This window comes from Nonomuraea sp. NPDC003201 (genome assembly GCF_053590415.1).
On sequence record NZ_JBSFTC010000026.1, the window covers coordinates 24,798 to 41,389 of the forward strand.

The following is a 16,592-nucleotide window of genomic DNA, read 5'->3' on the forward strand; positions in this document are numbered from 1 at the left end:
CCTTCCTGCCAACGGTAAAAACCATCTCTATACCGAACGACCAGGCCTATCCATACCGAGATAGTCGCTCCGTCCCCTACCTCGTACGCGCTGGTGACGCCCAGAGCGCGAAGCTCCGACTGGAGCTTCTCCGTCGCCGCGAGGGCCTCACTCACACGCCACCCCCTGCCCACATTCCGCCACACCAGGGATGTACCCAACAACGGACATCAGCCGTCCAAAGCATGAGGTAATCGTCAACGACCGCTGGGTGAAGCCGGTGGTCTGCTCCGAGGATCCCGTCCGGCTGTGGGGAGGCCGGTCATCGGACCCGGCCGGCAGGAGGCCACGACCCGGTCACCGGGCGCGCGTCACAGAGCACCGCCATCGCACGCCTCCTGTCACGTCAGCCTCACCGAGCGCAAACATTACTGGCTGTTACCAAGGTTTTCCATGCCGTCCCCGGAAGGAGAAGCAGCGGTTATTGATCCTGGGTGTCGCGTGGCTCCGCGACGACCATCACGAACCTGAGGTCCTCGGTGCCCCGGTTGGCGTAGCGATGGGGCCGGTCGGCCGTGAACAGCACCGCGTCGTCCTTGCCGATCACGTGGCTCTTGCCGTACACGGTGAGTGTCAGCTCCCCGTCGAGGACGGTCAGCATCTCGCGGGTGCCCGGCGGGTGGGCGTCGCCGTCGTGGTGCTCGCCGGGCGGCATCCGCCAGTCCCACAGCTCCAGGATCATCGGCACGTCGGCGCCGACCAGCAGCCGCGCCCGCACGTCCCCCTGGTCGAACGTGACCACGTCGGCCTTGCTCACGATCCGCACCGTCGGCACGTCGGCGACCTCGACGAGCCGGGCCACGGTGACGCCCAGGGCGGAGGCGATCCGGGTGAGGGTGGAGACGCTCGGGTTCGTCCTGCCCTGCTCCACCTGGACCAGCATGCCCCTGCTCACCCCCGACCTGGCGGCGAGGGCGTCGAGCGTCAGCCCCCGGTGCGCCCGCTGGGCCCGGACGTTGCTGGCGATGGCCTGGTTGATCAGGTCGGGATCTTCCACGCAGTGCAGTCTAGTGAATCCGATTTGCAATGGAATGTACTCTGTGTGTTGTACTGACAGTGCAACCTGTTGAACCAAGGGGGGAATACCGGTGACGGTGATCCTGGCGACCGCCTGCGCGGTGGTGTACGGCACGGCCGACTTCTTCGGCGGCCTGGCCACCCGCCGATCCCAGGTGCTGTCGGTCGTCGTGCTGTCGCAGATCGCGGGCCTGGTGCTGATCCTCGCCCTGCTGCCGGTGCTGCCCGGCACGGCCGGCGCCGCCGCCCTGTCGTGGGGCCTGGCGGCGGGCCTGGCGGGCGCGGCCGGGCTGGTGCTGTTCTACCGGGCGCTGGCCACGGGCGTCATGTCGGTGGTCGCCCCGACGACCGCGGTCACCTCGGCGGCGCTGCCGGTGGTGTTCGGGCTGGCGACGGGCGAGCGGCCGGCGTTCTGGGCGCTGGTGGGCATCGCGCTGGCGCTCTGCTCGGTGCTGCTGGTCAGCCAGGACAGGTCCACGGACCGGCAGGGCTCCCTGGCCTCGGTGCTGACCGCGCTGGCGGCCGGGGCCGGGTTCGGCGGGTTCTTCATCCTGCTGGCCATGGCGCCGGACGATGCCGGGCTGTGGCCGCTGGTCGGCGCCAGAGTGTCGTCGATCACGACGGTGGCGCTGCTGGCCCTGGTCACGCGGCGCGCGCTCAGGCCCGGCCCGGGCTCCCTGCACATCATCGTGGCGGCGGGCGTGCTCGACATGGCGGCCAATGTCCTCTACCTGCTGGCCCAGCAGGACGGCCTGCTCAGCCTGGTCGCCGTGCTGGTGTCGCTGTACCCCGCGAGCACCCTGCTGCTGGCCAGACAGGTGCTGGGAGAGCGGCTGCGGGCCATCCAGGTGGCCGGTGTGGCCTGCGCGCTCGGGGCGGTGGCGCTGATAGCCGTTGCGCAGCACCTCTAGCGCTTGCTACGTTTCGCCCGTGCGCCCTGACCGGGCACCTTCGGACGGCGAGTCGCTACGGCACATCGCGGTGCCGCACGACTCGGACGAGACCTTCGTGAGGCTCGCCACCCCGCGCGTGCGTTCCGCCCTCGACGAGGGCAGGCACGTGCTGGTGATCACGTGCGCGGACAAGCTCGCCCTGCTGCACGACGCCCTCGGCCGCGACGCCGGGCGCATCGACAGCAGGGTCTCGACCGGCTGGTACGGCCACCCGTACCGCACCCTGGCCGCCTATCACGAGTACACCCGCGACCGCCGCACCCTCGTCATCGGCGAGCCCGACTGGGAGGGCAGGAGCGAGCGCGACATCAGGGAGCTGATCCGCTACGAGTCGGTGGTCAACGCCGCGCTCCGCCCGGCGGCGGCGATCATGATGTGCCTGTACGACGTGCGCCGCGCCCCCAGGACCGCGTTCGACTTCGGCCCGGTCAGCCACCCGTTCCTGCTGGGCGCGGACGGCGAGGCGGCCAGCACCCGCTTCGTCAAGCCCCACGAGCTGGTCCTGAACGGCGACCGCGCGCCTCTGCCCGCACCGGCCGACGGCGCCGAGAGCATCCCCTTCACGGCCCGGGAGCTGAAGCGGCTGCGCCAGAGCGTGGGCGACTACGCCAGAGCGGCCGGCATGGACCGCAACCTGATCACCTCGCTCGTGATCAGCGTGTCCGAGATCGCCGCGAACAGCATCGAGCACGGCGCCGGGCACGGCATGATCACGATGTGGGTGAGCGACGGGGAGCTGGTCTGCGAGGTCGCCGACCCGGGCGGCGCCCTGGACGACCCGTTACCCGGCTACATACCACCTGAGCCCGAATCCCCTCGGGGATACGGGCTCTGGATCAGCCGGCAGCTCTGCGATCTCGTGCAGCTGCGCAATGAAGGCGGCGTCTTACGCGTCCGCCTTCATCTCATGATGGGGTCGTAGGGGTCTTCACGCGGCGCGCTGGGCGGGGAGCCGTACGGCGCCTTCCTCGCGGGCGTACTCCTCGAGCATGCCGCGCAGCTGGCGGCGGCCCCGGTGGAGGCGGGACATGACCGTGCCGATGGGCGTGCCCATGCGGTCGGCGATCTCCTTGTACGCGAACCCCTCCACGTCGGCCAGGTAGACGGCCACGCGGAAGTCCTCGGGCAGCGAACGCAGGGCGTTCATCACGACGCTGTCGGGCAGCCGGTCGAGCGCCTCGGTCTCGGCCGAGCGCAGGCCCGTCGAGCTGTGCGACTCGGCGGCGTGCAGCTGCCAGTCCTCGATGTCCTCGGCGGCCGACAACTTGGGCGAACGCTGCTTCTTGCGGTAGTCGTTGATGAAGTTGTTGGTGAGGATCCGGTGCAGCCACGCCTTGAGGTTGGTGCCCTCCCGGAACTGGTGGTACGAGGTGTACGCCTTGGCCACCGTCTCCTGCACCAGGTCCTCCGCGTCTGCGGCGTTACGGGTGAGGCGCATGGCGGAGGCGAACAGCTGCGACGTCACGGGCACGACATCGCGCTCGAACCAGTCCTGACGCTGCTCATCGGTCATAGTGATCAATTTATTCCCCCTTGCGCTATCCCCCGTTTCGGCACAAGCCGCCTGCGGGCGGTTTCCATCATGGCAAGTCCCAGGTAAGGGACGCGTTAGAGGTTCCGCCTTGGTCAGAGGGGGTTTCCGTCCATCTGCTCGCGGCGTGTGTCGTCACGTCCACGGCCGGACAAGTCTCAGTATCATAACACTACCCACCCAAATTCGCAGTAATAGTGGCAAGAGTCACATGGGATAGCGTATGGGCATGAGCTTTGTGGACCGTCACGACCTTGCTTCGCGCCACTGGGTGACAGACGCCATACGCAAGGTCGAGGCCGATGCCAACCGTAGCTGCGACACACATCTGCACGTCTTTCCGCTTCCCTCGCGCTGGGGTGTAAACCTCTACTTGAAAGACGAGTCGGTACACCCAACGGGTTCACTCAAACATCGACTTGCTCGGTCCTTGTTCCTCTACGGCCTGGCGAACGGCTGGATCGGGCCCGCCACGACGATCGTGGAGGCGTCGAGCGGATCCACGGCCGTCAGCGAGGCGTACTTCGCCCGGCTGCTGGACCTGCCGTTCATCGCGGTCATGCCGGCGTCCACGTCGCCGGAGAAGTGTCACCTCATCGAGTTCTACGGCGGGAAGTGTCACCTCGTGACCGACCCTCGCGCGATCTATGACGAATCTCACCGTCTGGCCGCCGAAACCGGCGGCCATTTCATGGACCAGTTCACCTACGCGGAGCGGGCGACCGACTGGCGCGGGAACAACAACATCGCCGAGTCCATCTATTCCCAGATGTCCATGGAGCCCCACCCGGAACCCTCCTGGATCGTGGTGGGCGCCGGCACCGGCGGCACGTCGTCGACCATCGGCCGCTACATCCGCTACCGCCGCCACCCCACCCGCCTGGCCGTCGTCGACCCGGAGGGCTCGGCCTTCTACCCGAGCTGGGTCTCCGGCGACACCTCGGTCACCGCGCGGGGCTCCCGCATCGAGGGCATCGGCCGCCCGCGCGTGGAGCCCTCGTTCCAGCCGTCCGTCATCGACCGCATGATCGCCGTCCCCGACGCCCGCTCGATCGCCGCCATGCACTGGACGCGCGAGGTCACGGGCCTGGACGTCGGCGGCTCCACGGGCACGAACATGGCGGCCTGCGTGGACCTCATCCAGGAGATGCGCTCGGCGGGCGAGCAGGGCAGCATCGTCACCCTGGTCTGCGACAGCGGCGACCGCTACCGGGGCACCTACGGCAACCCGGGATGGCTGGCCGACCAGGGCCTGGACGTCGAACCCCACCTGGACGAGCTCCGCGCGTTCCTGCCGGACTGAGCGGGCTCAGGCCTTGGCCGGGTCCACCTCGAAGAGCTTGGCCACGTCGTCCAGGATCGCGTGCGCCCCCTGCATGCCCACCGCGGTCATCCAGGTCAGGTCAGAGACATCGTGCTTGTCGCCCTTGAGCTTGCCCCAGAGCGGGTTGTTCACGAACTTCTCTTTGGGCCCCTCCGCCGACGGATCCTGATATGTCGAGACGAAGATGTGGTCGGCGTCCAGGTCCGCGATCCGCTCCTGGCTGATGTCCACCGCGATGGCGTCCTGCTCGGTCGGCTGCCCCTCGGGCCGCGGGAACCCGACATCCTTCAACACCAGCCCGGAATAGGACTTCTCAACATAAAGCCTGACTGTCGGCTCGCCGGCGAACCGCACGACCGAGATCGTCGGCAGCTCGCCGTCCTTCGCCTTGATGGCCGCGCCGATCTTGGCCGCTCGTCCCTCATACTCCTTGATCCTGGTGTCGGCGAGCTGTTCCTTGCCCAGGGCCTGTCCCATGAGCCGAATGTTCTCCTTCCAGATGGCCCCGGTGGTCTCACTGAAGACGGTCGGCGCGATCTTGGACAGCTTGTCGTACAGGGCCTCGTGCCGGACCTTCGCCGAGACGATCAGATCGGGCTTCAGCGCCATGATCTTCTCCAGGCTCGGCTGCTCCAGCGAGCCGACCGGGGTGGCCTCCTTGCCGTACTGCTCGGCGACGGCTCCCAGGTAGGCGGGCAGCTTGTCGTCGAGCGACCGGTACGTGGTGTACCCCACCACCGGCGTCTCCAGCGTGAGCACCGCGTCGACGAAGCTCTGGTCGAGCGCCACCACCCGCTTCGGCTGGGCCGGGATCACGGTCTCGCCCATCGCGTGTTTGACGGTCCTGAACGGGGCACCGGAGGCAGGAGCCGCCGCGCTCCCCCCGGAAGCGCCGGAGGAACCACAGGCCGCGAGCCCCGCCACAAGGAGAGCCCCGACCAGCATGCGCAACGGTCTCATAAGATCCCTTTCCCGAATCCCAAAGTAAGGTAACCCTAAATTAGGTTAGCCCTGCCTAAGCTGGCATACTTCACCGTGATCGGGCAAATGTTGAGGAGGACGTGGGTGAGTGCGACCGCTGTGGCCCCGCGCCTCCATGGCATCCGGCACAGGCGGCTCACCGTTCTCCTCGCGCTGCTGGCCGCCGTGCTGGTCGCGATCGTGCTGAGCATCACGGTCGGCTCCAAGTCCGTGCCGCTCGCCGACGCCTGGCACGCCCTCGCGGCCCCCACCGGGACCGAGAACGACATCGTCATCCGCTCGCTGCGCCTGCCCAGGACCGCCTTGGGCGTTCTCGCCGGGATCGCGCTCGGCGTGGCGGGCGCGCTCATGCAGGGCCACACCCGCAACCCGCTCGCCGACCCGGGGCTGCTCGGCGTCACGCAGGGGGCGGCGTTCGCGATGGTGTCCTCGATCATCCTGCTCGGCGCCTCCAGCCTGCTCGCCTACATCTGGTTCGGCCTGGCGGGCGCCCTGGTCGCCAGCGTCGGGGTGTTCGCGCTGGGCATGGTGGGCGGCAGGGGCGGCCCGACCCCGGTCACGCTGGCGCTGGCGGGCACCGCCGTGAGCGCCCTGCTGTACGCGCTGACCTCGGCCATCGTGCTGCTCGACGAGCAGGCGATGGACGTCTTCCGCTTCTGGCAGGCCGGCTCGATCGCGGCCAGGGGCTCGGACGTGGTCTGGCAGGTGCTGCCGTTCATCCTCGTGGGCCTGGTGCTCGCGATGGTCAACGCGCCGGGCCTGAACGCGCTCTCCCTCGGCGAGGACGTGGCCAGGAGCCTCGGCCAGAACATCTCCACGACCCGCACCGTCGGCGTCGCCGCGGTCACCCTGCTGTCGGGCGCGGCCGTCGCGGCCTGCGGCTCGCTGGCGTTCGTGGGCCTGATCGTGCCCCACCTCGCCCGCCCGCTGTCGGGCACCGACCACCGGTGGCTGCTGCCGTTCTCGGGGCTGATCGGCGCGGCGCTGCTGCTGCTCGCCGACGTGATCGGCCGTGTGGTGGCCCCGCCGGGAGAGCTGGAGGTGGGCGTGGTGCTCGCGCTGCTCGGCGCGCCGTTCTTCGTCGCGCTCGTCAGGCGCAGGAAGCCAGTGCGACTGTGATGACCGCTCTTTCCCTCCGCGTCGGCGCCGTGTCCTGGCGGGTACGGCTGCGCGGCGTCGCCGTCTCCCTGATCGGCCTGGTCCTGATCGTCCTGCTCATGGCCATGAACATGCGCATCGGCGAGATCCGGATGACGCTGCCGGAGGTGATCTCCGGCACGTTCGACGTCAACAGCGCCGCCCACTTCGTCATCATGGAGCTGCGTCTGCCGCGCGCCCTCACCGGCGCCCTCGTCGGCGCGGCGCTCGCGCTGTCCGGCGCGATCATCCAGTCCATCGCGCGCAACCCGCTCGCCAGCCCCGAGATCCTCGGCGTCACCACCGGCGCCTCGGTCACGGTCGTGGCCGGCGTCGTGGCCAGCGGCAGCGCGTACGGCGGCGCCAGCGGACTGCTGGCCACCGCCGGCATCCCCGCGCTGGCCCTGCTCGGCGGCCTGGTCGGCGCGGCCGTCGTGTACGGGCTGGCGTGGCGGCGCGGTCTGGACGGCTACCGGCTGGTCCTGGTCGGCATCGGCGTGGCCGCCGTGTTCACGAACATCAAGTTCTGGCTCCTGACCGTCGGCGACGTCAACGACACCGGCCGCGCCATGGTCTGGATCAGCGGCTCGCTCAACGGCCGCGGCTGGGAGCACGTGCTGCCCACCGCGCTGGCCCTGGCGGTGCTGGTGCCGCTGACCCTGCTCGGCACCCGCTCCCTCGACGCGCTGCGCTTCGGCGACGACACGGTGACCGCGCTCGGCGTCCGCACCAACGTGTCCCGCGCCCTGATGATCCTGGCGGCCGTGCTGCTGGCCGCCGTGGCCACCGCCTCCGCCGGCCCGATCGCGTTCGTGGCCCTGGCCTCGCCGCAGATCGCGCTCAGGCTCACCCGCTCCGCCCAGCCGCCGCTGCTGTGCTCGGCGGTCGTGGGCGCCGTGCTCACCACCGCAGCCGACCTGATCGCCAGGACCGCGTTCTCCCCGCTGGAGCTGCCGGTCGGCATCGTCACGGCCGTGCTGGGCGCCCCTTACCTGATCCACCTGATCTGGAGGTCACGCAAATGAGGCTGCAGGCCGCCGGCGTCAAACTCGGATACGGCGAACGCCTGGTCGTCGACGGGCTCGACCTCGGCATCGAGGCGGGCACGGTGACCACGATCATCGGTCCGAACGGCTGCGGCAAGTCGACGCTGCTGCGCGCGCTCGGCCGCCTGCTCAAGCCGCAGGGCGGCGAGGTGCTGCTGGACGGCAAGCGCATCGACAAGATCCCCACCCGCGAGGTGGCCAAGATCCTCGGCGTGCTCCCCCAGGCGCCGAGCGCCCCCGAAGGGCTGACCGTGGCCGACCTGGTGGCCAGGGGCAGGCATCCGCACCAGACGTGGTACCGGCAGTGGTCCTCGGACGACGAGGGCGCCGTCGCGGCCGCCCTGGACATGACGGGCCTGGCCGACCTGGCGGAACGGCCGCTGGACGAGCTGTCGGGCGGGCAGCGGCAGCGGGCGTGGATCTCCATGGCCCTGGCCCAGGGCACGGACCTGCTGCTGCTCGACGAGCCGACCACGTTCCTGGACCTGGCGCACCAGGTGGAGGTGCTGGAGCTCGTACGGCACCTGCACCAGGAGGCGGGCCGCACGGTCGTCATGGTCCTGCACGACCTCAACCTGGCCGCCCGTTACGCCGACCGGCTGGTGGCCATGCGCGCCGGGCGGGTGGTCGCCGCGGGCACCCCGCACGAGGTGCTGACCGAGGACCTGCTGGGTGAGGTGTTCGAGCTGGACGCCAAGGTCATCGAGGATCCGGTGGCGGGGACGCCCCTCGTGGTTCCGATCCGGCCGCGCTCGCACCCCGCGGAGCCGCGAGCCTAACCCGCCACTACGGCGATCACGCCTCGGCCAGCGCCCGCCTGACCTCCTCGTCGTCAGGGGCCAGCTCCGCGGCCCTGAGCAGGTCGTCCCTGGCCTTGTCCGCCAGCCCCGCGGCCCGGTAGAGCACGGACCTGTTGAACAGCAGCTCGGCCGTCTCCGCCAGCTTCAGCGCGTGGGTCAGGTCGGCCAGCGCCGCGTCGTGGTCGCCGCTCTCGAAGGCCAGCTCGGCCCGGCCCGCCCAGGCCGCCACCAGCTCGGGGTCGGCCTCCAGCGCCCCGTCGAACGCGGTCCGCGCTTCCGGGCGCCGGCCCTCGGCCAGCTCCACCTGCCCGAGCACGCACAGCAGGTGGGGGTCGCGGGGCGTCAGCCCCAGCCCGCGCACCACGTCCTCCCTGGCTCCCGCGTAGTCCCCCATCACCACATCGATACCGCTGCGGTTCACGTACGCGGGCGCGAACTCGGGGTCCAGCTCCAGCGTGTGGTCCAGGTCGGCGCGGGCCCCGTCGAGGTCGCCCGCCGCGAACCGGACCTCGGCCCGGTTGTAGTACGCCTCGGGGAAGGGCGGGCTGAGCCGCATGACCGCCTCGTAGTCGACCAGCGCCTCCTGCGTCCGGCCGAGCCGGTGCAGCAGGTTGCCGCGTTCGAGGTAGTAGTCGGGGTAGCCGGGATCGGCCTCGACGGCCCGCGTGTAGCCGGCCAGCGCCTCCTCCGTCCGGCCCGCCATGGCCAGAAGCTGCGCCCTGTTGGCGTGCAGCACGAGCCGGTGGATCGGGTGCTCGCCGGCCAGGTCCGTCTCGGCCAGGTCGATGGCCTCCTGGACGAGCTCCATCGCCGCCTCGTGACGGCCCCTGCGCACCTCGACCAGGGCCTTGCCGTTGAGGTCGAACCCGAGGTGGAAGGCCCGCTCGCGGTGGTCCGGCAGCAGCGACGTGATCGTGATCGCCTCGTTGATCCAGGCCAGGGCCTGTTCGGGGTCGCGCCGGGCGGGGTCGTGGTGGCGTACGAGGATCATGGCGGTGGCGTACGCGACGGTGGCGCGGTGCTTGGGGTCGGTGCTCACGCGCCTGGCCCGGTCGTAGAGCTCGCGGGCCTCGTCCTCGCGCTCGATGGCCTCCAGCGCGCCGGCGACGCGCTGCAGGAGGTGCTGCCAGCCCTCCGGGTCGTCCTCGTACGCCATCCCGCGCAGCACGGCCAGGCCCGACTCGGCCATGGCGTGATGGAAGCCCTCGTCGCGGTAGCGGTCGAAGTCCGCGCACAGCGGTCCGGTGCTCGGGACCGGCGGGCCCTCGTCGATGCGCAGCAGCCCCGGGTCGAGCCTGCGCCGCAGCACGGCCACCAGCTCGGTGTCGGTGTGGTCGGCCGTGCCCAGGTTCGTCACGGTGAGCGCGAGCGGGCCCGCGTCGCGCAGGTGGTCGCGGACGAACTCGGCCAGCCCGTTCGCGATCCTGAGGCTGCGCCGGGCGCCGGGCACGAGAATGCGCTGCCCCGTGGGCAGGCGGCCGGCCAGCGAGCTCCTGCGCTCGGGGACGGACTCGCGCAGCCGCGGCGCGGCGGTGCGGATCTCGATGTCGTGCGCGGCGACCAGCTCCGGCCGGCGCTCCAGCGCCCGCGGGACGAGGTGGCCGAGGAGCCCGGCCGCGAAAGTGTAGGGGCCGCCGATCCGGCGGTCGGCGTCAAGGGAGATCGTGTCCACGAACGGCCTTTCCGTGCTGGCCGGCGCCCCACGAGACGCCGGCCGGGCGGCTCAGGCGCTGTGCCTCGGCGCGGCCGCGGCGGTCGGCTTCACGGTTCCTGGCCGATGAACGACGATCTTCTTCATGGCGCCCCTTTGCGCGGTACGAGCGATCATTGATGACCGCTACATGTCAGCACAGGGAAAAGCCCTCGAACAATTGTTTATCTGGTAATGGCTATTACCTCGTCAATTACCGCGCGCCCGAATCGTGTTCGCCTCACTCCCCCAGGATCGCGTCCACGAACACCTCGGGGTCGAACGGCGCCAGGTCGTCGGGCCCCTCGCCGAGCCCCGCGAGCTTGACCGGCACCCCCAGCTCCCGCTGCACGGAGATCACGATGCCGCCCTTGGCGGTGCCGTCGAGCTTGGTCAGCGCGATGCCGGTGATGTTGACCACCTCGGCGAACACCTGGGCCTGGCGCATGCCGTTCTGGCCCGTGGTGGCGTCGAGGACGAGCAGCACCTCGTCGACCGTGGCCTTCTTCTCGATGACCCGCTTGACCTTGCCCAGCTCGTCCATGAGGCCGGTCTTGGTGTGAAGGCGGCCCGCGGTGTCGACGATGACCACGTCGACCTTCTCCTCGATCCCCTTGGCGACGGCGTCGAACGCCACGGAGGCCGGGTCGCCGCCCTCGGGACCGCGAACGACGTCGGCCCCCACCCGCTCGCCCCACGTCTGGAGCTGGTCGGCGGCGGCCGCGCGGAACGTGTCGGCCGCGCCGAGCACGACCTTCTTGCCGTCGCCGACGAGCGAGCGGGCGAGCTTGCCGGTGGTGGTGGTCTTGCCGGTGCCGTTGACGCCCACGATGAGGGCCACCGCGGGCCGCTCGCCGTGCTTCTGGACGTGCAGCGTGCGGTCGAGGTCGGGGTTGACCTGGGCCAGCAGCTCCTCGCGCAGCAGGCCGCGCAGCTCCTCGGGGGTGCGGCTGCCCAGCACCTTGACCTTGGTGCGCAGGTCGTCGACGATCACCCGGGTCGGCGCGACGCCGACGTCGGCGGTGATCAGCTTCTCCTCGACCTCGTCCCACACGTCGTCGTCGAGGCGGTCGCGGGAGAGCAGCTCCAGCAGGCCGCGCCCGAGGGCGCTCTGCGAGCGTGCCAGCCGCGAGCGCAGCCGCACCATCCGGCCCGCGGACGGCGGCGGCACCTCGATCTCGGGCGTGACGACGGCCGGCTCGGCGGGCTTGACCGGGGGCGGCAGCGTGGTGGTCGCGCCTTCGCCCTCCTCACCCGCCACTCCCGCGGGCTTCTCCTCCTGCTCGGGGAGCACGGGCGTCTCTGGCGGTTTGACCGGCGGGGCCGCCTTGCGACCCGGCTTGAAGTACAGCAGAAGGCCGCCGGCCGCCAGCAGGGCGACGACGGCCACGATCACTATGACGCCGAGGTAACCATCCACAAGATGTCAGTTTTCCAGATCGACCGGCATGGTCATGCCCAAGGCACCACCGATCAGGCCCAACTCACGCCCTCAGACCGGCTGTCCGGCGCGCCGCCACCACTCCGTGAGCAGCCGGTGTCAGGCCGGCTCGCGTTCGCGGAGCCGCTGGCTGACGACCTGCGTCACGCCGTCCCCGCGCATCGAGACGCCGTAGAGCGCGTCGGCGATCTCCATCGTGCGCTTGTTGTGAGTGATGACGATCAGCTGCGAGCTCTGCCGCAGCTCCTCGAACAGCGTCAGCAGCCGCTGCGTGTTCGTGTCGTCGAGCGCCGCCTCGACCTCGTCCATCACGTAGAACGGCGAGGGCCGCGCCTTGAAGATGGAGATCAGGAACGCCACCGCGGTCAGCGAGCGCTCCCCGCCCGACAGCAGCGACAGCCGCTTGACCTTCTTGCCCGGCGGCCTCGCCTCGACCTCGATGCCGGTGGTCAGCATGTCGGCCGGCTCGGTCAGCACCAGCCGTCCATCGCCGCCCGGGAACACCCTGGTGAAGATCTGCTCGAACTCCCGGGCCACGTCCTCGTACGCCGAGGCGAACATCTGCTCCACCCGGTCGTCGACCTCCTTGACCACGAGCAGCAGGTCGCGCCTGGTCTTCTTGAGGTCCTCCAGCTGCGAGGTGAGGAACGCGTGCCGCTCCTCCAGCGCCGCGAACTCCTCCAGGGCGAGGGGGTTGACCTTGCCGAGCTGGTTCATCTGCCGCTCGGCGGCCCTGGCCCGCTTCTCCTGCTCCTCGCGCACGTACGGCACGGGCGGGTCGCCGGGGACCGGGACCTCGGGCCCGTACTCGGAGATCAGGGCCTCGATCTCGACCCCGAACTCCTCCAGCGCCCGCTGCTCCATCTGCTCCAGCCGCAGCCGCTGCTCGGTGCGGGCGACCTCGCTGCCGTGCACCCGGTTGACCAGCTTGTCCAGCTCCTGGCCGAGCTCGCGGACGCGCAGGCGCACCTGCTTGAGCTCGGCGTCGACGGCGACCCTGGCGAGGTCGGCCTCGTCGCGCTCCCTCGACGCGAGCCGGACGGAGGACTCGAGCTCCCTGAGCACCTGCTTGGCGCCCTTGCTGACGGCCTCGGCCACGGCGGCCTGCCGACGGCGCATGGCGCGCTGGGCCGCGGCCTGGGCGCGGTCCTGGCGCTCGCGCTGGGCGGCCCGGACGAGCCCGTCGGCGCGGCCCTCGATGCCCTTGACCCGCTCCTCGGCGGTGCGGACCTGGAGCCGGGTGTCCATCTCGCGCTGCCGGGCGACCTCGCAGGCGCCGGCCAGGTCGTCGCGGAGGTCGGTGGTGGGCTCGGACTCCAGCTCCTGGGCGTATTCGGCCTCGGCCAGGCGGATCTCCAGCTCGGCCACCTCCTCCAGCCCCTCGGCGCGGGCCTCCTCCGCCTTGGTGACGCTCACGGCCAGGCGCTCGGCCTCGTCGTGGGCGGCGTTGGCGGCGGCCTCGAGCTGGGCCAGGCGCTTGGCGGCGGCGGCGTTGCGCTGGTCGGCCTCCCGCTGGCGGCCCCTGACCTGGTCGAGGGTCCCCTGGACGGCGCTCACGCCCGCCTGCGCGGTGCTGACGGCGGTCTGGGCCTCGTTGGCCTTCGCCTGGGCGGCCTCCAGCGCCGCCTGGGCCGCCTGCTCCTGCTCGGCCGCCTGGTCGAGGGCGACGGCCGTCTCCTCGGCCCGGCCCTCGGCCTCCTCCAGGTCCCTGACGGCCTCGTCGAACGCGGCCCGTACCTGCAGCACGGAGGTGCCGCCCTCGGAGCCGCCGCTGGCCAGGTACGCGCTCACCAGGTCGCCCGCCCTGGTGACCGCCCTGAGCTCGGGGTGGCTCTCGACGACCGCGCGGGCGGCTTCGAGGTCGGCCACGAGCACGACGTCCGCGAGGACGTGGTCGAGGGCGGGCCGCAGGTGGTCGGGGACCGTGACGAGGTCGGCGGCCCACTGGCCGCCCTCGGGAGCCGCAGTACGGGTGCGCCGGGCCCTGTCGTCGTCCGCCCCCACCAGGAGGGTCGCCTGGCCCGAACCCTGGGTGCGCAGCAGGTCAAGGGCCTCGACGGCCGTGTCGAGGGACTTGACCGCGATGGCCTCGGCGACCGGGCCCAGCACGGCCGCCACCGCCGGCTCCGCGCCGGGCGTGACCTGCATCGAGGCGGCCAGCGGCCCCAGCACCCCGGCCAGGTCGGCGTCCAGCAGGGCCGCGCCGCCGTCGCCCTTGGCGAGCCCCAGCTCCAGGGCGTCGCGGCGGGCGATCAGCGCCGCCACGGACCGCTGGGCCTCCTGGTCGGCGGCGCGCGCGGTGGTCATCCCGGACTTGGCGGCCTGCAGAGCGGCGCGCGGCGCGTCGAGGCCCGCCTTGGCCTCCTCGGCCGCCGCCCGCGCCTCGTCGGCGACCGCCCTGGCCTCCTCCACCAGCGCCTGCGCCGTGGCCAGCTCCTCGGCGAGCGCGGGATCGACCGCGGGCTCCTCCAGCCGCTGCGCCTCCAGGTCCTCCCTGGCCCGCCGCTCGCGCCCGGCCGCGTCGGCCACGGACTGCTGGAGCCGCCCGATCTCCTCCTCGGCGGCCCGCGTCCGGCTCCGTACGGAATCGACCTGGCCGCGCAGCTTGGCCAGCCCCTCGCGGCGGTCGGCGGCGGCCCGGGCGGCCAGGGCGAGGCGGTGCTCCTCGGCGCTCAGCTCGGCCTCGGCCTCGGCCCGCCGCTGGACGGCCTCCTCCAGCAGCTCCTGAGCCTGCTCCAGCTCGGCGCTGAGGATCAGCTCCCGCTCGCGCACCTCGGCGGCCTCGCGCTCGAGGTCTTCGGGGTCTCGGCCGCGGCGCTCGATGGCGGCGGCGTCGAGCGCGTGCCGGTGGCGCTCGGCGGCGAGCTGCGCCAGGCCGGTGATGCGCTCGCGCAGCGACGAGAGCCGGAAGTACGTCTCCTGCGCGGCGCTCAGCCGCGGCTGGGTCTCGGCCTCGGCCGTCTCCAGGGCCGCCTCGCGCTGCTGGCCCTCGGCCAGCTCGGCCTCGACCTGGTTGCGCCTGGCCGTGATCGCGGCCTCGTCGGCGGCCTCGCGCTGCAGCGTCGTACGCAGGATGCACACGTCGTCGGCCAGCAGCCGCAGCCGGGCGTCGCGCAGGTCGGCCTGGATGACGGCGGCCTTGCGGGCGATCTCCGCCTGCCGGCCCAGCGGCTTGAGCTGGCGGCGCAGCTCGGTGGTGAGGTCCTGCACGCGGGTCAGGTTGGCCTGCATGGAGTCGAGCTTGCGCAGCGCCTTTTCCTTGCGCTTGCGGTGCTTGAGGACGCCCGCGGCCTCTTCGATGAACGCCCGCCGGTCCTCGGGCCCCGCGTGCAGGACGGCGTCGAGCTGGCCCTGGCCGACGATCACGTGCATCTCGCGGCCGATGCCGGAGTCGGACAGCAACTCCTGGATGTCGAGCAGGCGGCAGGTGTCGCCGTTGATCGCGTATTCGCTCTGCCCCGACCTGAACATCAGCCGGCTGATCGTGACCTCGGTGTAGTCGATCGGCAGCGCGCCGTCGGTGTTGTCGATGGTCAGCGTCACCTCGGCGCGCCCGAGCGGCGGCCTGGAGGAGGTGCCGGCGAAGATGACGTCCTCCATCTTGCCGCCGCGCAGCGACTTGGCGCTGTGCTCGCCCATGACCCAGGCGAGGGCGTCGACGACGTTGGACTTTCCCGAGCCGTTGGGGCCGACGACGCAGGTGATGCCCGGTTCGAGACGGAGGGCGGTCGCTGAGGCGAAAGACTTGAAGCCGCGCAGGGTGAGGGTCTTCAAATACAAGCGCGACCCCCTTCTCCCTGATGCGGACTTCGGAAAGCCTACTGGTCCTCACTGCCCCACGCGGGCCGGTACAGTCCATGACTGCCCGGCCCGCGTAAAGGAAGCTTTCCGAATATGCGCAAATAACAAGGGACGCCTCTCCGAGACGTCCCTGGGGTCTTGCGCTCCGATCACTCTCAGGTGAGTGCCGGCTCGCGCTCTTGCATGCGGCTTAGTGCCTCATCGCGGGTTTGCGCCGCAAGAGCGTCATTGGTGGCCTGAAGTCGGATGAGTTCTGCCTCCAGATCCCGGATACGCTGCTGCAGGCGGCGCATCTCCGAGACCATCCGAGGGTCAGGACCGCCGACGTGGCCGAGTAGAGCCTTCGCCATGGTAAAGGGTCCTCCACGCTGAGTGACCAGACTGGTTCGCGCACTTCTTATTCCGCGGGAGGGGTGCGCGTGGTACCTAACAAGAGTCGCACCGGCAGTGTGGGCGGTCAAGTCGAACGAACCGCTGAGCCCTACTGATGGGCACTCCCGACATACAACTATACCCTATTTGGGCGGTTTAACGGAAGTCGCTACCGCTCCACAAATCCACCCAAACTACCTCGGGGTTCACTCCAACGTTCCACTACTCCATCGACCCTGCCCGGCGTGTCGCAACCTCTGAGCAGCGCCAGCAGCTTGACGCACGCCTCGCGCGGGCCCTCCACGACCACCTCCACCCGTCCGTCGTCGGTGTTGCGCGCCCATCCCACGAGCCCCAGCTCCAGTGCGCGCGCCCGGGTCCACCAGCGGAACCCCACCCCTTGGACCCTGCCCCGTACCCAGGCCGTCAGCCGTGAATTGTCATTGTTTTCCTGCATTTC

At 70.9% G+C, this 16,592-nt stretch carries 14 protein-coding genes; 6 read left to right on the plus strand and 8 right to left on the minus strand.

Features of this window, described 5'->3' with window-relative positions:
• Positions 1-460: 460 nt before the first annotated feature.
• Positions 461-1,036: a helix-turn-helix domain-containing protein gene (locus ACWDX9_RS13155; RefSeq protein ID WP_350729761.1), complete on the minus strand. Its 576-nt coding sequence runs from the start codon at positions 1,034-1,036 to the stop codon at positions 461-463.
• Between the two features lie 91 nt (positions 1,037-1,127).
• On the opposite strand from ACWDX9_RS13155, the gene ACWDX9_RS13160 reads away from it, so the two are divergent.
• On the plus strand, positions 1,128-1,967 hold the full coding sequence (locus ACWDX9_RS13160) for a DMT family transporter (RefSeq protein ID WP_350729759.1): 840 nt from the start codon (positions 1,128-1,130) through the stop codon (positions 1,965-1,967).
• A 19-nt stretch (positions 1,968-1,986) separates the two neighbouring features.
• The gene (locus tag ACWDX9_RS13165) at positions 1,987-2,931 is read left to right on the plus strand and encodes an anti-sigma factor RsbA family regulatory protein (RefSeq protein ID WP_449952760.1); all 945 of its coding nucleotides are present in this window, start codon (positions 1,987-1,989) and stop codon (positions 2,929-2,931) included.
• 6 nt (positions 2,932-2,937) lie between these two features.
• Here the strand turns inward: ACWDX9_RS13165 and ACWDX9_RS13170 are convergent, their stop codons facing one another.
• Positions 2,938-3,522, minus strand: a complete 585-nt coding sequence (locus ACWDX9_RS13170) for a sigma-70 family RNA polymerase sigma factor (protein WP_185068057.1) — start codon at positions 3,520-3,522, stop codon at positions 2,938-2,940.
• Between the two features lie 247 nt (positions 3,523-3,769).
• Between ACWDX9_RS13170 and ACWDX9_RS13175 the strand changes: the two genes are divergently transcribed.
• On the plus strand, positions 3,770-4,843 hold the full coding sequence (locus tag ACWDX9_RS13175; RefSeq protein WP_449952763.1) for a PLP-dependent cysteine synthase family protein: 1,074 nt from the start codon (positions 3,770-3,772) through the stop codon (positions 4,841-4,843).
• 6 nt (positions 4,844-4,849) lie between these two features.
• On the opposite strand, the gene ACWDX9_RS13180 is transcribed toward ACWDX9_RS13175, so the two are convergent.
• On the minus strand, positions 4,850-5,692 hold the full coding sequence (locus ACWDX9_RS13180; protein WP_449952766.1) for an ABC transporter substrate-binding protein: 843 nt from the start codon (positions 5,690-5,692) through the stop codon (positions 4,850-4,852).
• A 237-nt stretch (positions 5,693-5,929) separates the two neighbouring features.
• Here ACWDX9_RS13180 and ACWDX9_RS13185 point away from each other — a divergent pair, with 237 nt between their 5' ends.
• Genes ACWDX9_RS13185 through ACWDX9_RS13195 form a run of 3 tightly spaced genes read left to right on the plus strand, consistent with a single transcriptional unit; the run spans position 5,930 to position 8,807 of the window.
• Complete coding sequence (locus ACWDX9_RS13185) at positions 5,930-6,964, plus strand: FecCD family ABC transporter permease (protein ID WP_449952768.1); 1,035 nt, start codon at positions 5,930-5,932, stop codon at positions 6,962-6,964.
• Positions 6,964-8,007 carry a FecCD family ABC transporter permease gene (locus ACWDX9_RS13190; RefSeq protein WP_449952770.1) on the plus strand — a complete coding sequence of 348 codons (1,044 nt, stop codon included), beginning with the start codon at positions 6,964-6,966 and terminating at the stop codon, positions 8,005-8,007. The genes ACWDX9_RS13185 and ACWDX9_RS13190 overlap by 1 nt, the downstream gene beginning before the upstream one ends.
• Positions 8,004-8,807, plus strand: a complete 804-nt coding sequence (locus ACWDX9_RS13195) for an ABC transporter ATP-binding protein (RefSeq protein WP_355208939.1) — start codon at positions 8,004-8,006, stop codon at positions 8,805-8,807. Before ACWDX9_RS13190 ends, ACWDX9_RS13195 begins: the two co-directional genes overlap by 4 nt.
• A gap of 16 nt (positions 8,808-8,823) precedes the next feature.
• Here ACWDX9_RS13195 and ACWDX9_RS13200 read toward each other — a convergent pair whose 3' ends face one another.
• The 5 genes from ACWDX9_RS13200 to ACWDX9_RS13220 all read right to left on the minus strand — a co-directional run bounded on the left by ACWDX9_RS13200 (position 8,824) and on the right by ACWDX9_RS13220 (position 16,589).
• On the minus strand, positions 8,824-10,500 hold the full coding sequence (locus ACWDX9_RS13200) for a tetratricopeptide repeat protein (RefSeq protein ID WP_449952773.1): 1,677 nt from the start codon (positions 10,498-10,500) through the stop codon (positions 8,824-8,826).
• 259 nt (positions 10,501-10,759) lie between these two features.
• The gene (gene ftsY, locus ACWDX9_RS13205; RefSeq protein WP_355208933.1) at positions 10,760-11,938 is read right to left on the minus strand and encodes a signal recognition particle-docking protein FtsY; all 1,179 of its coding nucleotides are present in this window, start codon (positions 11,936-11,938) and stop codon (positions 10,760-10,762) included.
• Positions 11,939-12,058: 120 nt separating this feature from the next.
• Positions 12,059-15,739 carry a chromosome segregation protein SMC gene (gene smc / locus ACWDX9_RS13210; protein ID WP_449952776.1) on the minus strand — a complete coding sequence of 1,227 codons (3,681 nt, stop codon included), beginning with the start codon at positions 15,737-15,739 and terminating at the stop codon, positions 12,059-12,061.
• A 176-nt stretch (positions 15,740-15,915) separates the two neighbouring features.
• Positions 15,916-16,110, minus strand: coding sequence for a hypothetical protein (locus ACWDX9_RS13215; protein WP_090938435.1), 195 nt, complete (start codon positions 16,108-16,110; stop codon positions 15,916-15,918).
• Between the two features lie 191 nt (positions 16,111-16,301).
• Positions 16,302-16,589: an acylphosphatase gene (locus ACWDX9_RS13220; RefSeq protein WP_449952778.1), complete on the minus strand. Its 288-nt coding sequence runs from the start codon at positions 16,587-16,589 to the stop codon at positions 16,302-16,304.
• Positions 16,590-16,592: the final 3 nt, after the last annotated feature.